The organism is Dyella acidisoli (assembly GCF_030160295.1).
Lineage (GTDB): Bacteria > Pseudomonadota > Gammaproteobacteria > Xanthomonadales > Rhodanobacteraceae > Dyella_B > Dyella_B acidisoli.
On the sequence record NZ_BSOB01000008.1, the window covers coordinates 1 to 20248 of the forward strand.

At 59.0% G+C, this 20248-nt stretch carries 18 protein-coding genes; 6 read left to right on the plus strand and 12 right to left on the minus strand.

All coding sequences use genetic code 11. The annotated features are described in order from the left end of the window. Window positions 1-405: 405 nt before the first annotated feature. On the plus strand, window positions 406-1719 hold the full coding sequence (locus QQJ86_RS04355; RefSeq protein WP_284319695.1) for a sensor domain-containing diguanylate cyclase: 1314 nt from the start codon (window positions 406-408) through the stop codon (window positions 1717-1719). 233 nt (window positions 1720-1952) lie between these two features. Here QQJ86_RS04355 and QQJ86_RS04360 read toward each other — a convergent pair whose 3' ends face one another. From QQJ86_RS04360 to QQJ86_RS04390, 7 genes are all read right to left on the minus strand, one after another. Next, a complete protein-coding gene (locus tag QQJ86_RS04360) occupies window positions 1953-4727 on the minus strand; it encodes a glycoside hydrolase family 31 protein (protein WP_284319696.1) in 2775 nt (924 codons plus the stop codon). A 134-nt stretch (window positions 4728-4861) separates the two neighbouring features. Then, the gene (locus QQJ86_RS04365; RefSeq protein ID WP_284319697.1) at window positions 4862-6547 is read right to left on the minus strand and encodes a S53 family peptidase; all 1686 of its coding nucleotides are present in this window, start codon (window positions 6545-6547) and stop codon (window positions 4862-4864) included. 549 nt (window positions 6548-7096) lie between these two features. Continuing rightward, window positions 7097-8071, minus strand: coding sequence for a TolB-like translocation protein (locus QQJ86_RS04370; RefSeq protein ID WP_284319698.1), 975 nt, complete (start codon window positions 8069-8071; stop codon window positions 7097-7099). 127 nt (window positions 8072-8198) lie between these two features. Then, entirely contained in the window at window positions 8199-8963 is a 765-nt protein-coding gene (locus QQJ86_RS04375; protein WP_284319699.1) for a LytR/AlgR family response regulator transcription factor, read from the minus strand. Then, window positions 8960-10057: a sensor histidine kinase gene (locus tag QQJ86_RS04380; protein WP_284319700.1), complete on the minus strand. Its 1098-nt coding sequence runs from the start codon at window positions 10055-10057 to the stop codon at window positions 8960-8962. Before QQJ86_RS04380 ends, QQJ86_RS04375 begins: the two co-directional genes overlap by 4 nt. A 74-nt stretch (window positions 10058-10131) precedes the next feature. Continuing rightward, the gene (locus tag QQJ86_RS04385) at window positions 10132-11016 is read right to left on the minus strand and encodes a TolB family protein (protein WP_284319701.1); all 885 of its coding nucleotides are present in this window, start codon (window positions 11014-11016) and stop codon (window positions 10132-10134) included. Between the two features lie 179 nt (window positions 11017-11195). Next, window positions 11196-11816 (minus strand): TetR/AcrR family transcriptional regulator, encoded by a 621-nt coding sequence (locus QQJ86_RS04390; RefSeq protein WP_284319702.1) that lies wholly within the window; start codon window positions 11814-11816, stop codon window positions 11196-11198. 99 nt (window positions 11817-11915) lie between these two features. Between QQJ86_RS04390 and QQJ86_RS04395 the strand changes: the two genes are divergently transcribed. Continuing rightward, window positions 11916-12992, plus strand: coding sequence for an MBL fold metallo-hydrolase (locus QQJ86_RS04395; protein WP_284319703.1), 1077 nt, complete (start codon window positions 11916-11918; stop codon window positions 12990-12992). 98 nt (window positions 12993-13090) lie between these two features. Here QQJ86_RS04395 and QQJ86_RS04400 read toward each other — a convergent pair whose 3' ends face one another. Beyond that, entirely contained in the window at window positions 13091-13924 is an 834-nt protein-coding gene (locus QQJ86_RS04400) for a cyclase family protein (RefSeq protein WP_284319704.1), read from the minus strand. A gap of 146 nt (window positions 13925-14070) precedes the next feature. Further along, window positions 14071-14883, minus strand: a complete 813-nt coding sequence (gene arsH / locus QQJ86_RS04405; RefSeq protein ID WP_284319778.1) for an arsenical resistance protein ArsH — start codon at window positions 14881-14883, stop codon at window positions 14071-14073. A 97-nt stretch (window positions 14884-14980) separates the two neighbouring features. Between arsH and QQJ86_RS04410 the strand changes: the two genes are divergently transcribed. The 4 genes from QQJ86_RS04410 (at window position 14981) to QQJ86_RS04425 (ending at window position 17546) form a co-directional block, all read left to right on the plus strand. Then, window positions 14981-15499, plus strand: coding sequence for an arsenate reductase ArsC (locus tag QQJ86_RS04410; RefSeq protein ID WP_284319779.1), 519 nt, complete (start codon window positions 14981-14983; stop codon window positions 15497-15499). Beyond that, window positions 15496-16578: an ACR3 family arsenite efflux transporter gene (gene arsB, locus QQJ86_RS04415; RefSeq protein WP_284319705.1), complete on the plus strand. Its 1083-nt coding sequence runs from the start codon at window positions 15496-15498 to the stop codon at window positions 16576-16578. The genes QQJ86_RS04410 and arsB overlap by 4 nt, the downstream gene beginning before the upstream one ends. Before the next feature lie 12 nt (window positions 16579-16590). Beyond that, window positions 16591-17103, plus strand: coding sequence for an arsenate reductase ArsC (locus QQJ86_RS04420; RefSeq protein WP_284319706.1), 513 nt, complete (start codon window positions 16591-16593; stop codon window positions 17101-17103). A gap of 74 nt (window positions 17104-17177) precedes the next feature. Beyond that, the gene (locus QQJ86_RS04425; protein ID WP_284319707.1) at window positions 17178-17546 is read left to right on the plus strand and encodes an ArsR/SmtB family transcription factor; all 369 of its coding nucleotides are present in this window, start codon (window positions 17178-17180) and stop codon (window positions 17544-17546) included. Window positions 17547-17851: 305 nt separating this feature from the next. Here the strand turns inward: QQJ86_RS04425 and QQJ86_RS04430 are convergent, their stop codons facing one another. The 3 genes from QQJ86_RS04430 to QQJ86_RS04440 form a co-directional block, all read right to left on the minus strand. Next, window positions 17852-18199: a YciI family protein gene (locus QQJ86_RS04430; protein ID WP_284319708.1), complete on the minus strand. Its 348-nt coding sequence runs from the start codon at window positions 18197-18199 to the stop codon at window positions 17852-17854. Window positions 18200-18339: 140 nt separating this feature from the next. Next, complete coding sequence (locus tag QQJ86_RS04435) at window positions 18340-19074, minus strand: LytR/AlgR family response regulator transcription factor (RefSeq protein WP_284319709.1); 735 nt, start codon at window positions 19072-19074, stop codon at window positions 18340-18342. Beyond that, complete coding sequence (locus QQJ86_RS04440) at window positions 19075-20193, minus strand: sensor histidine kinase (protein ID WP_284319710.1); 1119 nt, start codon at window positions 20191-20193, stop codon at window positions 19075-19077. It lies immediately after the preceding gene. Between the last annotated feature and the right edge of the window lie 55 nt (window positions 20194-20248).

Sequence of the window (20248 nt, forward strand, 5' to 3'; positions counted from 1 at the left end):
TATCAGTCGGTTAACGATGGTGACGGGTGTTTTTACCGGACAGTACTGGGGCCAGCAAAGAAAAGTGACCCGGTCGCTTCGCGACCGGAAGCGCCGCAGGCAATGCCCCAACAAACGACACCCCCAGCTGAGGCGAGACGCTAAGCAGGGGGAGCCACAGCATGGCGGCGACATTTTAGGAATCGTCCGATACAGCCATCCCACCCCGAACGGCATGCTTCACACCCATAAGGCAACGCCGTCCATGCACTAGCGATGGCGTTCGAGATTTCCCGCACGCCCATGGATGGGCGTGTGTCGGCGAGTTTACGCCGGCGGCAGGCATGCATTACCCCCTGTGAGTTATGTCTGCCGGGATCTCCTTTTGTTGCAGGGCACGTTGTTGTACGGCATGAGGTGTCGGCCATGTACATGGACATGCAAGGAGAAGCACTTGACCGGCTGCATGCGGTGATTCACGCGCACCCACAATGGCAGTGGGAAATCGATGAGCGTCACCGCTTCACCAAAGTCGCCGAAGGCCTGCTCGAACTGATGGGCCGCGAGCGCGCGAGCGTGCTCGGCGAGCCGGTCAACGCTTTCATGACGCCAGCCGAAGCAGCGCGCGTCAATCGCTTCTTCGCCTCCGGGCCCAAAGCCTTTTCCTGCGCCATCAGCCGCCACCTGCACGCAAATGGCAGCGCGGTGGCGCTCGAATCCGATGCTGTCGTACTCGAAGACGAAAACGGCGCGTTCTCCGGCTACCGTGGTGTCGCGCGCGGCGTGATGGATCTTGCGCACGCCGAAAACGTGTACCGCATGATGGCCATCTACAACACCGCACCCAGCGCGCTATGCCTGATCGGCCGCGATGGCCGCTACCTGGCAGCCAACGCTGCCTATGCCGCCATCCATGGCATTCCGGCGGAGGCGCTGGTGGGCCGCAAAGTGGCCGAGTTGATGCCGGGCGCCGGCCAGAGCATCCGCCGCAGCCTCACGCTGCTTGAGGCTGGCCAGGATGTGCCCGCGCAGGAAATCGAGCATCAGGGTAAGTTCTACCAGGTGCTGGCCAACCCGGTGCACAACTTGATGGGGCAGGTAATCGGCATTACCGCTGCGCTCACCGATATCACCGATCGCAAGCAGGCCGAGCAGAAACTTGCCGAAATCAATCGCAAGCTGGAGTACTACGCCAACAACGATCACCTCACCGGCTTGCCCAATCGCCGTAACGTGGACGAAGTGCTAGCGGACGAAGTGCGGCGCGCGATGCGTAGCAACCATCCGCTGTCAGTGCTGATGATCGATGTGGACTACTTCAAGAAGTACAACGATCACTATGGCCATCTGCGCGGCGACGACTGCCTGCGCACAGTCGCCGCCGAATTGCAGAAATCGCTGCATCGTTACTGCGACGTAGTGGGTCGCTACGGCGGCGAGGAATTCGTCGCCATCCTGCCCGGCACCGATGCCATCGGCGCGTTGAAAGTGTCCGGTGCGATCCTGCATGCAATCAGCGCGCTCAACATGCCTCACACGCAAAGCCGTTACGGCAAGGTCACGCTGAGCATTGGCGCGGCCAGTCTGGAGGACGCACCTCACGCGCAGGGCGTAGAAGAAACGTGCGATGCCCTGCTGCAAACGGCTGACCGAGCGCTCTATACGGCGAAGTTGTCAGGCCGCAACACGGTCTATGGGATGTCGACGGGCGAGCTTGATGAATTGTTGAGCGATTCGTAGGTTGGGGTGCAAACCCCAACATTGCCATGTCGATCAGTATCGCGATGTTGGGGTTCGCACCCTGATGTATCCCCACATTTTTCGCTCGTCATCCCAGCTTTCGCTGGGATGACGACCAGGCGGTTTGAAAAATCGCGGCGAGCTTGGATAGCGTCAAGATTCCGCTGGAGCCACCAGGCAAAAACGTGGGGATACATCAGGGTTCGCACCCCAACCTACATTGGAATTCAAGCTCACTGCCACGTTACGCTCACATCGTCACGAACGCCTTGCTTCGGCAAGGTAACGATGGCGGTTGCTTGCTTATCGTCCCAATCCCACTGCATCACTGGCTTTCCATTTGCATTGATCGACTGCGGCTTGTTGTTCGCATGGATACGCAACACGTACGACCGTGATGCCGGTTGCCCTTGATAGCTTCCCTTTGCCGGCGAAACCGTCAGTTCGTGCGAGCCATCCGGCTTGGTCACGTAGCTGATGGGCGTGATCGCATAACTGCCCTTCGCATAATCGAGTGATCGGCCATCATCTTCGTACAGGTCGAAGTGCCCTTTGCCGCCACCATAGACATTGAGGATCAGCACATCCAATGGTTTGGCATCTGAATAGTCGCTGGGCTCCTGTTCGGGAATGATCGATCCTTCGCGCACGAAGACAGGCGTTTCGTCTACGTCGTAATGCGCGGTGAAGGACTGCCCGCCGTCATGACGCTTGCCGTTGAAGAAGTCGATCCACGAGCCCGGCGGCAGATAAACCGTCCGGTTACCGCTAGCATCGAGTACCGGCGCAACCAGCATTTCATCACCGAAAAAATATTCTCGGGTTTGCTCGTAGGCCTCTTGTAGATCTGGATACTGCAGATACAGCGGACGCAGTAGCGGCAAAGACAGCGTGTGCGCCTGCCACGTGTATGTGTAGATATAGGGAATGAGCTGCGTGCGCAGGGTAAAGTACTTGCGCATCAACGCAACGCCCTTGTCGCCGTAAAGCCAAGGCATGCGCGTATTGCCTTCCTTCGGGTTGGCGTGTGCGCTGTGCATGCGCAGGATAGGGCTGAAGGCGCCGAATTCGATCCAACGGGCATACAGGTCGAAGTCGAGTTTGGCGCCATGGAAGCCACCAATGTCGTGGCTGATATACGGTACCAATACGTTGCCGCCGCGCGCGGTAAAGGCAACTTCGTAAGCCAGCACGGGCCATTCCGAATACGTGTCGCCGGTGAAGAATCCCGGATAGCGTTCGCTGCCCCAGTCGCCGTAACGACTAAGGATGAAAGCGCGCTGCCCGGTGAATTGCTGCGTGAAATCGTAGAAAACCTTGTTGGTCCAGAACTGTGGGTTGAGTCCTGGCATGTCGGCAGCACCACCGCCGCCATCCACCCACCACGAGCTGACACCGGCTTGCATCAGCGGCCCGTGCAAGTCGCGCATGAAAATATCGGCCTGCCGCTTGTCGGCGAGATTGAAGTAGATCCGTTCCGGCGGATTCACGTCGCTTAGCGCTACCGGCCCGCGAAAGATGCCGCCACCTTGTTCGCCCGGCACAACGCGCAAGGCAATTTCATTGCGCTGACCGGGTCGAACATAAGGTTTGATGTTGGCGTAGGTAAGCCGCTGTGGCCATGGCACATGGGTATGCTCGACTTCCTTGCCGTTCACGAACAGGCGATACGTCTGACCGACTTCACCGATGGTGAGATACAGCGCGTCCGGCAGTTTTTCCGGCAAGGAAAGCGAACGACGGTACCAGCCGACACCTTGATAGTCCGGATAACCCTGCTTCTGCCATGACTGGTCGGTATGGATGGGCTTCCAGGCATGGTCGTCGTAATTAGCCGCGAACCATTGTTCTTGCAAGCCCCCATCTTTTGGATCGGTAGCGAATACCCATTGCCCGGAGATATCCATATCGAAGGAAGGCTTCGGCGGCAGCGGACGACCCAGTGCTTTCAGCACGCCCGGTGCATGACTGTCGTCGTAGGAAAGAATTTCCTCCTGCGTGCCTGCATAACCCGGATGATCGTTGAGGCTGAGCTTGATGCCGCGATCGTGCAGCCATTGCAGGAATTGCGTGGGCTGCGGAATCAGCGGACTCCAATCGTAGCCGCCTTGCCAGCCGTAGTTGTGCCACGCGAAGTCCAGCACCAGGGTATCGAACGGGATATGGTTCTCGCGCAGGCGCGACAGTTCGTCTTCCAGGTATGGCTGGTTGTAACGCTCGAATTGCGGGTCGTGCGCGTCGGCCGTGTTCGGAAAATATTCGAAGTTGAAGTCGGTGACCCAGTTGCCGAGCACGTAGCGCGGAATCATCGGAATGCCGCCGCAGAGTTGGGCGTATTCCTGCAGTACGTACGGATAGTTGCGGTCATACGTAAACAGATACCAGTCCTGCCCATACGGCTTCTCGCGCGGACCGATCCATTGCATCTTCGCGTCCCATAGCGGCGTTTGGCTATCGTCGATGAACGCGTAGCCGCTGCGGCTGAGCAAGCCGGGCTTGGCCGGCTCCAGCGGAATCTCAATGCCTGGAATGATGTCGTTGACCGGGCTTTCCAGATCCTTGCCCTTCGGCAGATTCGTTTCGCTGACGTGATCGAGCGAATAGGTCAGGCCGCCAAGATTCTGTGTATCGACTTGACCGGGGTGCCACATACGCGGTGCGCTATTCGGATAGGTCCACGTCACTTGGAGGTTGCTGGCGTTGAAAGGGCCTGAGTCCAATCGATAGCGCAAGGTCATGCTGCTGGTGTGCACCACCAGCCAGCCGCTTTCTTTAGTGGATTGCGCATTCACCGCGGGCCAATCGCGTTTCAACACTACGGCCGTGGGCGCATCCACAAAATGGCCGTTCGGCGCATATTCCATGCGCACCAGCGAAGACGTAAGGAACTCGAAGCGCGCGTTGCCGGCGACGATGATGGAGGTGCTCTGCGTCCGCGCTGACGAAACCAGCGGAGCCGATACGAAGCCGGCCAGCGCAATGAGGAGCATGCGGCGGAACATGGTCATGCGGGATCTCTTCCCAGCGACGGAAGACCTCGCACTTATACTCGCCAAAGCGAGCCCAGAACACCCAGCGAAAGTCGTGAGCACAAAAAAGTGGAGGCCATGCGGCCTCCACCTCATTCCTCAATCGTGCTCTATTAGGGCGAATTCACCAACGTAGTGATCAGTCCAGCTTTCGGACTGCCCCAGCCTGTCACCAAGTCATAGCCGGTCACAGCCGAATAACTGCCGGATTTGCCACTGGTGATGTCGTGGAAGTCCGTCGCATAAGTGCTGGTCAATTTGCCGCCGGATTCGTTCTCCGGATAAACCGTCGCATTGAAATTGCCGATGCGTTTCTTGCTAACGGCCACGCGCTGTTGATTGATCAACGCCACAAAGCCTGCCCACATCGGTGCCGCGAAACTGGTGCCACCATAGTTGTTGGCTGTACAAGTGGTTTGATCGGCGCAGACATAGAAAGTGAAGTTCGCATTGGCCGATACATCGGGGCCATTGCGATGTGTCGTCGAGCCCTTGTTGCTGGAATTGATCACGCCGGCGATCTTTTGCCATGTGGGAATGGCGATGCCATCCGGCGAAATGCCGCCGCCGCTATCGACCCATGCGGTTTCCGATTTCCATGGACCTGCTGCGCGAGTGGTTGTGAGATCCGTGCCGCCAACGGAGATCACGTACGCATCATCCGCCGGCCATGCCTCGTTGCTGGCCGACCATGTCGAACTATCGCCCGATGCTGCGAAGAAGGTCTGGCCCTGTGCCGCCATCTTCTTGAAGTAAGGATCGAGCGTTGCCGGATCAGCCGGCGTCCAGCCCCACGAGCAACCGATCGTTGTCGGCAAGGGGCTGTGCGTAGTCATCGCACTGATCATCGCGGTGTCGCTGGAGCCGATATACATCACCAGGCTGGCAAGGCCAGGTGCCATGCCGAGCGCTTGCGTCATGTCGAGTGTTTGCTCGGTGTCATCGCAACTTTGCGAAGCGAGGCAGGATGTGCTGGTGCCGTCGGTCGAAAGCAATGTGATCGGCACTTTGTTGGTCTGACCCACGTTCTTGTAATACGTGCTCAAGTCAGCCAAATCAGTACCTACGAATTCGAGCAGGCCAAGATTCTGGCCTTTGCCGGTAAGTGCCGTGCCGCCGTAGTACGCCGCACGCATATCGCTGCCGAGGAATGAAGCGGAAGGACCCGAACCCGTCGTTGCATGTGACACGACCGCATCAGGACTTATGCCGTGTGCCGCAGCGTAATCGCTCTTCTTCACGTACAGCGGTTTCGGAATCGAATAGTTGTCCAGTCCCGAAACATGCCAGAGCGGGATTGCCAACGATGTGGTCGGCTCGCGATCTGGACTGTAGAACATGCGGTTCTCAGTCGGATGCTTGTACGTGCGCATCTTCACATTGAACGCCGCTTCCACCGCGGAAACGGGGCCAATCACCTGGATATCCATGCCGTCGCGGCTGCCGCCCGTCACCGTGAACCCATAGCGGGTGAGGTATTGCACCACCGTATCGTAGTCGTTCTGTGTCGGACCGAATCGTGCGGTGAACTCTTGTGGCGTCACGTAATGTTGGTAATTCGGACTAGAGGGATCGGTCACTGCCGCCACGAATGCATCCAACCCTGCTTCATCGCGCACTGGAAGCACGACGTCGAGGCTCATCAACTTGCTGGCCGGTAAGCTGCTGACTTGTTGAGCGACATTGCTATGCACAACGTCGCGCACGTGATGGGTATAGACCTGTGCAGCATTCGCCGCGGCACTGGCGCCGAAGGCCAGTGCAATGGCCATCGAAAGTCTGCATGCGTTGCGCGCCATGCTGAAAATTTCCGTTGAACGTGTTCCTGTCGAATCCGTGCTGGTCATTGGAAGCTACTCCCGTAAGTAGTCAGTGACAGATGAAGAATCGAGGAAACAACGATGCTCCCTCCCCGGAGGTGCCAAATGGCCTCGGGAGGCTAGGACGGGTGCCGTCGTTTTCGGGTGAAACTATTTTTTACGCTGAAATATAGGGGTTTTTGATGCTTGTGCAGTGCGATGCACCGTGTGCGGGGAATCGTTGCAAGCAGCGTCTGGCACGGTTGCCTGTACGTTGCTTTATGGGTGCTCGCCCGATGCGTCGCCTACATGCGAGGCGAGCCTGACCCTGATGTATCCCCACGCTTTGCTCGTCATTCCGGCGAAAAGTCGAGGTTCACGGCGATTCCGGTTCAGAGCGCATCGTCATCCTGGCCTTCGCCAAGATGACGATACGGTGCATTGTCGTGATGCGCTGGCGTGTAACTCTATGGTTTACCCAGGAATAAAAGGTAAAAGATGTGGTGTATGTCAGAGCATGATTGCGTTTTTAAGGTGTGTGCAAAGACGCTAGTCGTTGATCCCATGCGTACGCAGCACGCTGGAGATATCCACCCGCCAAATATTGCGCGAACCATTGAGTGGGCCGCTCAGTCGTTGCTGCAATGTGGCCACGGTGTCGCGTCTCTTGGGGAAGTGCACGTCCTCCTGACGGTTGCTGGATACATACAGCTCGCCGAACGTCGGCCCTAGCGTCGGCGCGTTCTCCAGGCTTTTGGTGTTTACATCGCCGCCGAGGTGCTCGGGTTTGCTCCAACTTCCATCGGCTTGGCGGAAGGCGATGTAGATATCGGCGCTTCCCAAAGAGTCGCCTTCATCACCGGCGAACAGCAGAAAGCGCCCGCGCGGATCGATGCACGGGTCCATGCGGTTATGTGAGATATCGCCCAATTCTACGCGCTGCGGATTGGAATAGCCGCTGCCGGCAGGGTGCACCACATAGATCTGATAAGAGTTGCCGGAGTCAGGGCGATGCGCAGAAAAGTAGATATCGCCATTGGCCGCTACGGAGGGGTTGTAGAGCATGGCTCCGTCATTGAGCGCACCGTCCACATGGTTGGGTTCGCCCCAGCGTCCGTCTGCCTGGCGCTCGACGTACCACAGGTTGGTGCCGGGAAAATGCTGGCCGTGCATCTCGACGACCAGCGATGCGCCACCCGGACGCACGGGTCGATTGGAGACGAAATACAGGCGCTTGCCATCCGGTGTGAAGGTCGGCTCGGAGTCATGCCATTGCCCGGAGAACGATGCCACCTCTGGCGTAGACCAGCTTTTGCCCTGGCGATGCGATACCAGAATGGTGTCGTCCGTTTCAGCAAAGTCAGAGCGCAGGAAGTACAGCGTCTGCCCATCGGGCGAAAACGCCGCGGTGGTTTCTTGCAAACCGGTGGAAATGACGCCGGGGCCGAGCAATTCGGCGGCCTTTAGCGGCCCGGCGCAAGCCAGCGCGAAAGCCACGGTCCAGGCGAGTGCCTGCAATTTCATACATGCTCCTGTGAATGAAGGTTGATGCGACCGTCACCATCTTTGACGAAGCAAAAAGTACCCGCTGCGGTTTTGTGATGAGCGGTTGCGTTTGTGTGGCGAGCGGTCGGTTGTGCGCGTGACCGGCTCAGCTCATGCCCAATGTGCGTCGTGCATGCATGCGAAAGCGGCGACTCAAGCTGAGACGGGTGCCGTTGTGCAGTACCACCTCGGCGTTGCCTTGGAACAGCGGGTGGATCTCGCGAATGCGCTTCACATTGACCAGTGTGCCGCGATGAATGCGCAGAAAGCATGTCGGGTCCAGTGCTTCCAGCAGATGTCGCAGCGTTTCGCGATGCAAATAGCTGACACCGTCGACATGGATCTGCACGTAGTTGCCTTCCGCGCGAATCCAGTCGATGTCTTCGATGGCGATCACGCGGATGCTTTCGCCGAGGCGTACGCTGATGCGCTGTGCATAAGCGGCGCCGGGCGATGCCGTTGACGCCATGCGTGGCGTGCCAGCTCGTGCGTGCATACCCAGCCAATGCTGGTGCACACGCCTCATCGCCTGGTCGAAACGTGCCTGATCAATCGGTTTGAGCACATAATCCAGCGCATTCGCGTCGAAGGCGCGTAACGCATGCTGGCCGTAAGCGGTGGCGAATACGACCATGGGCGACGTATCCGGCCGCAAGCGGTGCAACAGCTTGAACCCGTCCATGCCGGGCATATGGATATCCAAGAACAACAACGCGGGTTCCAGCGCGGCGATGGCCTGCAAGGCTTCAGTGGCATTGCCGCATTCGCCCACGATCTCGACATCTGGATGCGCAGCCAGTGCTTGCCGCAGTGCCAGGCGCGCCAGCACTTCATCGTCGACCAATAAGGTGCGGATCGGTGGTGGATTCATGGGGTGGGCTCCGTCACGTATTCGCGGAAGGGAAAGCGCAGTTCCACGCGCGTGCCGCCCTCAGCCTTGCGCGCCAGCGCCACGCTGGCAGCCCCGCCAAACAGCACTTGCAAGCGTGCGCGTGTATTGCCCAATCCCAGTCCCTCGGACATGCCCTCCGGCAATCCCAATCCGTCATCGTCCACGCGCAGATACAGCTCGCTGCCTTCGCGTCGACTCACGATCTGCAGCTGTCCCGATTCGGGCTTATCCAGCAGTCCATGGCGCAGCGCGTTTTCCACGAGCGGTTGCAGGATCATGCTGGGCACGGCGGCGTGTACGGTATCCATCGCCACATCCATGTGCGTACTCAAGCGATCCTGGAAGCGCACCTGCTGTATATCCAGATAACAGCTGAGCAGTTCCAGTTCGCGCGACAGCGGCACTTCCAGCGCATGGCGTTCTTCCAAGGTCAGGCGCAACAGGTCGCTGAGTCGCGCGATCATCAGGCGGGCTTGCATCGGATCGGCCAAGGCAAGCGCGGAAATCGCGTTGAGCGTGTTGAACAGAAAATGTGGTTGTAGCTGCACGCGCAGCGTACGTAGCTGGGATTGCGCCAACTGCGATGCCAGTTGCGCGTTGCGCAGGCGCTCATCACGCAGGCGGCGCTGTGAGTCCAGGCCGCGCAGCACGACCAGGATCACCCAGTAAATCAGCAAGGCGAAGTGGTAGTTGAAGGCGAACTCCATGCGCACGAACGCAGGGAACGTGGTGACGGGCGCGCGCCCGGGTCCGCACAAAGTCCAGTAAATCGACAGATGCACTGCTACATGCAGCAGCGCCAGCGTCAGACTGGCAGGCACATGTACGGCGGCAAAGCGTCGCCAGCCTTGGCCTGCGCTCTGGCGGCCGAGCCAGGCGACCACTGGTACTGACACCATCCACAAATAGAAATCGGTGAAGTTCCACGTCAGCATCCGCGACCAATTCGGGGGGTGACCTTCGCTGATCGACGACAGTCCTGCGCTAAGCGCATACGACAGCGCGATCAGGGTCCACAACCCCAACAGCAAAGCCGGCATGGTCCATCGTTGTGGCGTAGCGCGTGTGGACACCCCATCCTCATCGGCGACAGCGGCAAGCCTGCGCCGGGGCAGTGTGGAGTGGGGTAGGCGTGTGAGGAAGTGCCTCAAGACCTAGTGTGATGCTGCTGCAGCCAGATATTCAGCGCAAAGGTATGGATGCGCTTGTCGGTGCCGCTGTAATACAGCGTGCCCAGATCCGGTGACATTCTTGCCTCGACACCCATGGGTCCAAGCGGTTGCGGCGTGCTCCAGCCGCCTGCCCGGGCGAAGGCGATGAACAGTGCGCTGTCTTGTGCTGTCGAGGGCGGACGATCCGAGCTGAAGACGATGAAAGATTGATCGGGCGCGACGGCCGGATCGAAATCCGCCGTAGAGCCACCGCTGAAGCTGAGTGCTTGCGGTAGTGTGTACAGGCCACCCCTCCGGTGACTTAGATAGAGCCGGAACGCGCCACTGGCGGGATCGGGTTTCATGAAATAGAGACTGCCGTCTGCCGCGATGGCTGGCGCGAAGATCGAGTTGCCGGCGTTGATGATGTCGGGCAGGCGTTGCGGCGCGCCCCAGCCGTGAGCGTCGCGTGCGACACGCCACAAGTTGCCGCCGCGCCCCGGTCGTGACTTGCCGTTGAAGAAACCATCTAGTGCAGCGCCATCCGCTTGCGCTGGCCGGTTGGAGACAAACACCAGATACGAACCGTCTGGCGACATGGCCGGTTCCAGATCCATCCACGCCTGCGAGAAGGGCGCAGGTGCGGCTGGCGTCCAGTTCGCACTGATATGCCTGGAAATATATAGGCGCCGAGTGATGCCATCGCCTTGCGAGAACACCACGCTCTGGCCGTCCGGTGTGAAAGCAGGCGATGCATCTTTGTCCTGCCACTGAGGTCCGTTCGCGACGCCGGATGCAAACAAGCCGGACGTAGGAGCGCTGTTTGCTGGAGCGGCGCCGCTAACTGCAAGCATGATCGCGAGCATCGGCAGATGACGCATGGTGTTTCCTCAATGGTGGAGTCACCGGGAAGCTAAGCGGCATTCGCGTCGAGGTCACTGAGTTTGTGACGAGCGGTACGTGAGTTGGGGCAAGCGGCAAGGCTGTCGAGTTGAACGGGGTGGAATCAATTCAGGCCCGCAATCAACGGGCTCAGGCTGCGCATGAACGACACATGGCGCTAGCAGGCGTAGTGACCCAAAAACATATCCACGGCCGACTCAGCTACTTTCTTTTGAGTGGCGGCATCCAGCGGCGGTTGGGCCAGCGTGATCTGCGGCCAGAACGCAAAGCCCTTGATCAATGCTTCCAATTGATGCGACGCAAAGACAGGATCTTTGGTCTTCAGCTTGCCCGCTGCCGCGGCAGCGCGGACCCACACGGTCAGCCCTTCTTCGCGTTCGCTCATGCGCGCCACCATGTCAAGCGCGCGTTCGGGCGAATGGATGCCGGCGGCAATCGCGACGCGAGCGAGCGATACAAACGCTTCGTCATTGAGCAGACGAAATTTCTGCGCGATCAACTCCAGCAATTGATCGCGCAACGGGCGATCGGCGTGATACGCGAATGCATCATTGCCCGCGATCGCTTCCCACAGATGGCGCAGGATCTCCGCGAACAAGATTTCTTTGCTGGGGAAATGGTTGTAGACGGTGCGCTTGGATACCTCGGCACGGGCAGCAATGCGGTCCATGCTGGTGGTTTCGTAACCGGCTGCGCGAAATTCGTCGATGGCAGCCTCGATGATCGCAGTGCGTTTGCGGTCGGTAAGGCGCTGGGATGTGGGGAAGGGTCTGGGCATAGCCCTATTTTACACTTGGCAGTTTACTTTTTTCACGACGTAAACTACACTGTGTAGTGTACATATTTGTCTCCCCTCGCTTACCTACAGGATTTCGCCATGCCTTCGCGCATCACCGCACTGTTTCGACCGAAGACGGACAAGTACACGTCCTCGCCGCAGCATCGCGAGAGCCGCTTCCATAACCCGGTGCCGCAGCCATCGGAAGGGATAGGCAAGATGTTGCGCATCACATGGAACATGCTCTTCAAAAAGCCCGCCGGTACTCATCCGAGCAGTTCGATACCGATGCGAACCCTTACCCGTGCGCAACTCGAAGCGGCGCCTGATCGCAGCCTCTACCGGCTTGGGCACTCCACCATGCTGATCAAATTGCGCGGCGCTTATTGGCTTACCGATCCGGTTTTTTCCGAGCGCGCTTCGCCCTTCACGTGGACGGGTCCCAAGCGCTTTCATCAGCCGCCGATCGCGCTGCAGGATCTGCCGCCGCTTCGCGGCGTCATCCTGTCGCATGATCACTACGATCATCTGGACCGCTGGAGCATCGAACAGCTCGCAGCTACAACCGACGTCTTTCTGACGCCGCTTGGCGTTGGCGACCGCCTGATCGAATGGGGTGTAGATCCCGCCAAAGTGCATCAACTCGATTGGTGGCAGAGTATCGATATCGATGGCCTGCGGATGACGGCTACACCGGCGCAGCATTTCTCAGGACGTACGCTGTTCGACGGCAACAGCACGCTGTGGGCATCGTGGGCGATCTTCGACGACGAATTGCGTGTGTTCTTCAGCGGCGACACCGGCTATTTCGAGGGCTTCAAAACCATCGGCGAGCGGCTTGGGCCCTTCGATATCACGCTCATGGAAACCGGCGCCTATGATGCACAATGGCCGTACGTGCACATGCAGCCGGAACAGACCCTGCAGGCACACAAGGATCTGCGTGGCCGCTGGCTCATGCCCGTGCACAACGGCACCTTTGACCTGGCGATGCACCGCTGGGAGGAACCCTTCGAACGCATCGCAACGCTGGCCATTGAAAACAACATTCCCCTTGCTACGCCGCATATGGGTGAGCGCATGGATCTGACGTCACCGCATGCAGGTGAACGCTGGTGGCGTGAAACCGAAGCAGCGTCGAATTACCGTTGGGAAAGTGCTGTGTCGCTGAAGTAAATGCACTACCCGCATCCATAACTTTGTCAAACACGGCTAATAGCTCAGCGTTGCCGATGGCTCGGCCTGAACATCAAGGCGCGTATCCGTCGCTGTCCCTAATGTCCTTGCGCAACATCGGCTGGCACCACGGCCACGACGCGCGCGGGAAAGCCATCGCCGTCTTTGACCTTGGGCCACATCGCGATGAGTACGGCACCGGTCGCGGGCACCTGATCGAGATGCGCCATGGCTTCGATCTGGTAATGGCCATGCTTTAGAAGCCAGGTTTCAGAATCCATTTGCGTCGTCGTGTCGGTGTCGAGCGATTCATGGCCGATCGCCGTAGCGCCGCGCTGTTCGATCAAAAAGCGCACGGCTGCCAGCGACCAGGCTGGAAAAGGGGAGCGCTTGAATCGTGCCGGATTGGCATCCCAATCTTTGGACATATCGGTGCGCAGCGCAGCGAACGATCCGGATGGGACGCGGCCATGTTGTTTTTCCCAATCCAGGATGTCGTTGACACTCAACGCATGGTTGGGATCTTTTTGCAGGAGGCCAGTGATATCGAAAACCACCAAAGGCAAGATCATCTGGTTCAACGGAATGGCGTCGATCGTCGCACCATGGGCATCGAAGTGTGCCGGCGGATCGACATGCGTTCCATACTGGCCAACCATCGAAAAGTAGTTTGCCCTGAACCCATCTTTTTCGATCGTATAGGGCTGGCCCGTCTTCGGATCTTTCGCAGGCGTGATGATGGCTTGGCCGAACCCGCTCCAGACGGGCGTGCTTGAACTGAACGAATGCGTCAGATCAACGAGCTTGCTGCCATGGATGATGGCGAGAAGTGCGGTGGTCTGGTTGTCATGCACATCGCCTGCTTTTGCCTGAGCAACGATGCCCATGTTTATGAAAGAAAACGCCATGATGGCAATCATGCGATGGATCACGTTTGGACCTCCGTGGCGGTGTCGCCCCTGTGGCGGATGCGAATGATACGAATTGTTTCACCTGCGCACTGCCCAGGTATTGTGTCAGGTACCGCAATCGGGGTTGCGATAGATCGTTGCGTGAATGGATGGAGTTGTATCCGCCATTAACAGGCACCCGCAGCGCAACAGCTGCGCGCGTTGCTGGGAGAAGCCGATACAGCTTCTTCTTTTGATGTCACCGTCTCGGTTGCTGTTAAGGTTTCGGTGACTGCTGCGGCCTCAGATAATGCGCGGGCTTCTGCGGCGCCTTTGCGTTCGCTGTAGCGATCGACCAGGTAGTCGCTGCGATCGCGCACCATTAGGGTGAATTTGAACAGCTCTTCCATGACATCCACCACGCGGTCATAGAACGGCGAAGGCTTCATCCGGCCGCTCTCGTCGAATTCCTGCCAGGCCTTGGCCACGGAAGACTGATTTGGAATGGTCACCATGCGCATCCAACGGCCAAGCACGCGCAGCGCATTGACGACATTGAAGGATTGCGAACCGCCGCTGACCTGCATCACAGCCAACGTTCGTCCCTGCGTTGGCCGAACGCTGCCTTCTTCGAGCGGCAACCAATCGATCTGGTTCTTGAATACGCCAGTGACTGAACCATGACGTTCAGGGCTTACCCAGACCTGACCTTCCGACCATAGCGACAGTGCACGCAACTCCTGCACCTTGGGATGGCTGGCTGGCACGCTGTCGAGAATCGGCAATTCGTGTGGATCGAATACACGAGTCTCTGCACCGAGGTGTTGAAGAATGCGCTCAGCCTCGAGGGCCAATTTTCGACTGAATGACTGGGGCCGCAAGGATCCGTAAAGGATCAGGATGCGTGGCGGATGGGTGGAGCCCGATGGCACCGACAGCTTTTCCGTACTGGGGCTGTCGAGTAGTTCAGGGCTCACGTGCGGCAGATCGGGGAGGGACATAGAGCGGCCTGGTTCCAGTTGCGCCATTTTCATGATTCTATCATTATGGAAATATGGAATAGCAATCCTGACATCCCATCCTCGGACCCACGACCTTATGCATCCCTGTCGCGTTCTTTTCATTTGTACGGGCAACTCCGCTCGCAGCATCCTCTCGGAAGCCACGCTCAATCATCTCGGCAAAGGGCGGTTTGAGGCCTTTAGCGCGGGCAGCCAGCCCACGGGTCGAGTCAATCCTTATGCCCTCGAGGAACTTGCCAGTGCGGGTATCTCCACGGAAAACCTGTCGAGCAAGTCCTGGGATCGATTCGTCGATGAGGGGGCGCCGCCGCTCGATATCGTGATCACGGTATGCGACAGCGCGGCAAAAGAGCCCTGTCCTGTCCTCTTCGGAGATTTCGTGCGCACGCACTGGGGCCTCTCCGACCCGGCAGCGGTACAGGGCAACGCCATCGCCATCAGCAAAGCTTTTCAGCACGCTCATGCGTTGATCACCTACCGCTTGATGGCATTGCTGAACTTGCCGGTCGAGTCCATGACGCGCGACGAACTCCAGCACGCGCTCGATCACATTGGTGCGATGGCCAACGATGACGACGAAGAGGGCATCGCATGAGCACGGTGGGCGCCGAGGCCGCGTCGCCCGCACCATCAAAACCGGGAAAAATCGGCTTTTTCGAGCACTACCTGACTCTGTGGGTGTTGCTATGCATTGTGGCCGGCACGTTGCTCGGTCACTTATTGCCCAGGATCTTCGAAGCCATCGGCAGCATGCAGGTCGCCCAGGTCAATCTGCCGGTCGCCGTATTGATCTGGCTAATGATCATTCCGATGCTGCTGAAGATCGACTTTGGCGCAATGGGAAATGTGCGCCGCCAGTGGAAGGGCATCGGGGTAACGCTGTTTATCAACTGGGCGGTCAAGCCATTTTCGATGGCTCTATTGGGCTGGATCTTCATTCGGCATGTTTTTGCCGCTTACCTGCCAACCATTCAACTTGATTCGTATGTGGCCGGGCTGATTCTGTTGGCCGCTGCACCGTGCACGGCGATGGTTTTCGTCTGGAGCAACCTATGCAATGGCGAGCCTAATTTCACCCTGAGCCAAGTGGCGGTCAACGACGCGATCATGGTTGTCGCTTTTGCGCCGCTGGTTGGTTTGCTGCTGGGAATCTCTGCCATCGTGGTGCCGTGGAACACGCTGATTTTGTCGGTCGTGCTCTTCATTGTTGTGCCGGTGCTGATCAGTGTCGCACTTCGTCACATGGTGTTGTCGCGTGGTGGTCCGAAAGCGCTTCAGCATCTTTTGGGTCGCCTTGGGCCCATCTCCCTGACAGCGTTGCTGCTGACACTGGTGGTGCTCTTCGGTTTTCAAGGTCAGCAAATCCTTGCTCAACCACTGGTGATCGCGATATTGGCCGTGCCAATCCTGATCCAGGTGTATTTCAATGCCGGATTGGCGTATGTGCTCAATTGGATGTTTCGAGTCCCTCACTGCGTAGCGGCCCCCTCGGCGCTGATTGGCGCAAGCAACTTCTTTGAATTGGCCGTGGCTACCGCCGTCGGGTTGTTCGGCGTGCATTCCGGCGCTGCATTGGCGACCGTCGTGGGCGTCTTGATTGAAGTGCCGGTGATGCTTTCTGTGGTTCGCATCGTCACTGCCAATAAGGGCTGGTACGAGACGCGAGCGGCGTAAGTGGAGCGCGCGATGAAAGGTCAGTACAACGTGTTGTTCGTCTGCACCGGAAACTCGGCACGCAGCATTCTCGCCGAGGCGATCACGAACCACTTCGGCCGAGGTCGTTTTCGGGGTTACAGCGCAGGGAGCGCAGCGAAGGGTTTTATTTATTCGCAGACGTTGCAGGTGCTGAAAGCCGTTGATCTTTCCACCGAAGGATTGCGCAGCAAGAGTTGGGCGGAATTCACCGCACCCGATGCGCCCGTCATGGATTTTGTGATTACTGTCTGTGACCAAGCGGCCGGTGAGGCATGTCCGGCATGGCCGGGAGCGCCTGTGACCGCACACTGGAGTATTCCGGACCCCGCGAAGGCTGAAGGCGATGAGGCAACGGTTTATAAGGCGTTTCTGTTGGCACGCAATCTTTTGCAGCAGCGCATCAGCTTGCTGCTTAACCTGAATGTCACCGCCCTGGATCGGCTTGCGCTGTCGAGTCAGCTGGCCGCGATCGGCAAAACGCCGGGTGGCGCTACGGCAGATTGATTCACCTTCAAAACAAGCCACTACACTGCGCTCACGCTTCCTTACATTTCTATCCAACTAGTGCAATCAGCATCATGCAGACCAAACAAGCCATTACGATCCTTTCAGCGCTCGCACAAGAGTCGCGACTGGCGGTGTATCGCCTGCTGATCGAGCATGCGCCTGAGGGTCTGGCAGCCAGCGTGATCGCTGAAAAGTTAGGGCTCGCCAATGCGACGCTCTCTTTCCACCTCAAAGAGCTATCTCACGCAGGCCTCGTGACCAGTCAGCAGGATGGTCGCTTTATCTACTACACGCCGGTGATTGAAGCGATGAACGATCTCATTGGCTATTTGACCGATCATTGCTGTAGTCAGAGCCAAGCGCATTGTGCTGTGGGTGCGACTTCGTGCAAGCCAACCAAGGCCGTGACCAAATCGCGGCGAAAGGTGTCTGCCTCTTAAGGAAGGCAACGTCGGTTGCGACCCGCATTTACTTCGAGGCTTGAAGACGGAAGACTTCCCGCGGCCGTGCGGACCCTTCCGAGTCTTACGTCTACCGCGACCGCCGATGTCTGCTTAACCTCAAGAGGCCCTGCAAATAATCCGGGTTGACTGCCTGTTGAGCGCACGCTTTCCCTTCGCACCAGTCCGACTCAAGGGCGGGCCGGATCCATCGATTTCGATAACTCGTTTTCAACCCGAAGCAGACAGTTCCAACGACCAAACTTGTTTGTAGGGTTGCAGCGATTTCGACTTACATTCGCCCTTCAGTTGTAGGGAAGAAACGCTCGCACCTCGACGGGTGCACGGCAGGCGATTACGGCTTTGCGCCCCCACGCCAGCGCCTCATTCATATCAGCGGCTTCCAGTATCCAGAAACCGCCAACGTGCTCCTTGGCCTCAGCGTACGGGCCATCGATAACGACCACCTGGCCACCGGACTGCTTACGCAGTGATTTCGCCTTGTCGGGCGACTCCAAACCGCCAGCGAAGAACCTGGCGCCGGCGGCGATCATCTCTTCGTTGAGCGCGTCGATATCGTGGATCATCGCTTCGTCTTCGAGGGATGGGTCGTAGTTTTCGGGATGATGAATGGCAACCAGATATTGCGGCATGTCTTACTCCCGTAAATCGCTTGCAGGCGAGCTGATTGCCGGCCCTCACTATCACAACGAACGGCCGGACCCGAATTCGACACATCGTCAGAAAAAATCTTGCGCATGGGCGCGCATCGAACAATGGACTCAACACCCAACTAAAGACACAAACGCTCCAACAGCCCCCTCCTATACCTTCTGCTTACCCGTAACTTCACACCCGTTCTGAGCACGACCTCGTATTCCCCCTCCGCGTCGGTCTCCAGCGCTTCCACTTGCGCCAGCCGAACGATCGTCGAGCGATGGATCCTGCAGAACACCGCGGGGTTGAGATCGCGTTCGAGGTCGTTGAGGCTGCGGCGCAGCAGGTGGGTACGGGAGCCGATGTGCAGGCAGGCGTAGTAGTCGTCCGCTTCGATCCAGTCGATTGTCGCAGTGTCGACGAACAACACCTGACCCACGCTGCGCACCACCAGCCGATCGCTGCGTGGTGGTTGGTCTGCGCGCTGACGCCAGCGCTCGCGGGCACGATCGAGGGCACGTTCGAAGCGGGCGTCGTCGAAGGGTTTGAGCAGGTAGTCGAGTGCACCGACCTCGAAGGCGCGTAGAGCATGGCCGTCGTAAGCCGTCACGAAGACGATAGCGGGCGGGAGTTCGGCGCCGAGCAGCTCCAGTACATCGAAGCCGTCACATTCGGGCATTTGTACATCAAGGAAGACCACGTCAGGCCGATCGCTGCGGATCATCGTCAGCGCTTGCATGCCGGAATCGCATTCGCCGATCAACTCGACATCGGGCCGCGGTCGCAGCAGCGCGACAAGATTGCTGCGGGCAAGTGGTTCGTCGTCGACGACCAGCACACGCAGGCGTTCCGAAGGCGCGACTGTGCCCATTCAATCGACCTCCAGCGGCACGAGGACGATAGCTTCGGTGCCGCCTTCGCGACGTTCGAGGCGCAGGTCGCAGCGTTCGCCGTACAGGCTGCGCAGGCGTTCGACGGTGTTGGAAAGGCCGATGCCAGGGCGCGGCGGCGCGGCATGCGCGGCGGCGGCGGGGCCGTCGTTGTAGACGCGCAGCGTGAGCAGGCCATTCTGGCCGCTGGCGGACACGCGCAACGCACCACCCTGCGCGCGCTTGCTGAGGCCGTGCTTGAAAGCATTCTCGGCGAGCGGCTGCAGAATCAGACGCGGCACGCGCGCGGTCAGCAGTTCATCGGGCACGTCGATGCCGACGTGCAAGCGGTCGCCGAAGCGCAGCTTCTGAATGTCGAGATAGACGCGCAGGAAGTCGAGCTCTTCACGCAGCGGCACCTCGGCGCCGGTGGAGTCGTCGAGCACCCGACGCAGCAGGTCGCCGAAGCCGGCGATCGTGCCGATTGCATCATCGTGCCGGCGCTCGCGCACGAGACCGGCGATCGCGTTGAGGGCGTTGAACAGGAAGTGCGGCTCGAGCTGGCGACGCAGTGCGTCGAGCTGCGCTTTGGCGAGCTGTTCGCTCAGACGCGCGGATTCGGCCCGCTCCGCGATCAGCCGTTCGCGCGCGCGGAGGCCGTAGCCGATCGCCAGCGCGGTCGCATACACGATCAGGCACGGCGCCACGCTCTCAAGGAAGCCTTCGAACCATTGCGACGCGAGGGGTGCTGGCATGGCGTCGGTGCCATACGGATCCATCGCGGCCTCTAGCCACAGCGACCACGCGGCAACCGCTAACGCCATCGGCGCGCACAGGCACAAATGTGCGAGGGCCGGCGCGAGCAAGCGCCCTCGCCGCATCGGGAAGCGATGGTCCAGCGCGAGCATCAATGGCGAGGCCAGCATCCACAGCGACCACACCACCACGCGAAACGCGAACAGCCGCGCCCACGGATGGTGCATGCCCTGGGCGTGCATCACCAGCACCGTCTGGGTCGCGTCGATCAGCGCGAACGCAAGCCACATCGCACCGACCCACGACCACGGGACGCCGAGGAAGGCGGGCGGCGTGATCGCATCGGAGCGGCGGTCGGTTGTCATGGCATCACGATAGTGCAGACGGCCCGTGTAGCGGCATCCTTTGCAGCCAATCGCC

What these genes read in the sequence shown, in the direction of transcription:
- QQJ86_RS04355 (WP_284319695.1), top strand. Translation starts at nt 406, where the DNA reads ATGTACATGGACATGCAAGGAGAAGCACTTGACCGGCTGCATGCGGTG.
- QQJ86_RS04360 (WP_284319696.1), bottom strand. Translation starts at nt 4,727, where the DNA reads ATGACCATGTTCCGCCGCATGCTCCTCATTGCGCTGGCCGGCTTCGTA.
- QQJ86_RS04365 (WP_284319697.1), bottom strand. Translation starts at nt 6,547, where the DNA reads ATGGCGCGCAACGCATGCAGACTTTCGATGGCCATTGCACTGGCCTTC.
- QQJ86_RS04370 (WP_284319698.1), bottom strand. Translation starts at nt 8,071, where the DNA reads ATGAAATTGCAGGCACTCGCCTGGACCGTGGCTTTCGCGCTGGCTTGC.
- QQJ86_RS04375 (WP_284319699.1), bottom strand. Translation starts at nt 8,963, where the DNA reads ATGAATCCACCACCGATCCGCACCTTATTGGTCGACGATGAAGTGCTG.
- QQJ86_RS04385 (WP_284319701.1), bottom strand. Translation starts at nt 11,016, where the DNA reads ATGCGTCATCTGCCGATGCTCGCGATCATGCTTGCAGTTAGCGGCGCC.
- QQJ86_RS04390 (WP_284319702.1), bottom strand. Translation starts at nt 11,816, where the DNA reads ATGCCCAGACCCTTCCCCACATCCCAGCGCCTTACCGACCGCAAACGC.
- QQJ86_RS04395 (WP_284319703.1), top strand. Translation starts at nt 11,916, where the DNA reads ATGCCTTCGCGCATCACCGCACTGTTTCGACCGAAGACGGACAAGTAC.
- arsH (WP_284319778.1), bottom strand. Translation starts at nt 14,883, where the DNA reads ATGTCCCTCCCCGATCTGCCGCACGTGAGCCCTGAACTACTCGACAGC.
- QQJ86_RS04410 (WP_284319779.1), top strand. Translation starts at nt 14,981, where the DNA reads ATGCATCCCTGTCGCGTTCTTTTCATTTGTACGGGCAACTCCGCTCGC.
- arsB (WP_284319705.1), top strand. Translation starts at nt 15,496, where the DNA reads ATGAGCACGGTGGGCGCCGAGGCCGCGTCGCCCGCACCATCAAAACCG.
- QQJ86_RS04420 (WP_284319706.1), top strand. Translation starts at nt 16,591, where the DNA reads ATGAAAGGTCAGTACAACGTGTTGTTCGTCTGCACCGGAAACTCGGCA.
- QQJ86_RS04425 (WP_284319707.1), top strand. Translation starts at nt 17,178, where the DNA reads ATGCAGACCAAACAAGCCATTACGATCCTTTCAGCGCTCGCACAAGAG.
- QQJ86_RS04430 (WP_284319708.1), bottom strand. Translation starts at nt 18,199, where the DNA reads ATGCCGCAATATCTGGTTGCCATTCATCATCCCGAAAACTACGACCCA.
- QQJ86_RS04435 (WP_284319709.1), bottom strand. Translation starts at nt 19,074, where the DNA reads ATGGGCACAGTCGCGCCTTCGGAACGCCTGCGTGTGCTGGTCGTCGAC.
- QQJ86_RS04440 (WP_284319710.1), bottom strand. Translation starts at nt 20,193, where the DNA reads ATGACAACCGACCGCCGCTCCGATGCGATCACGCCGCCCGCCTTCCTC.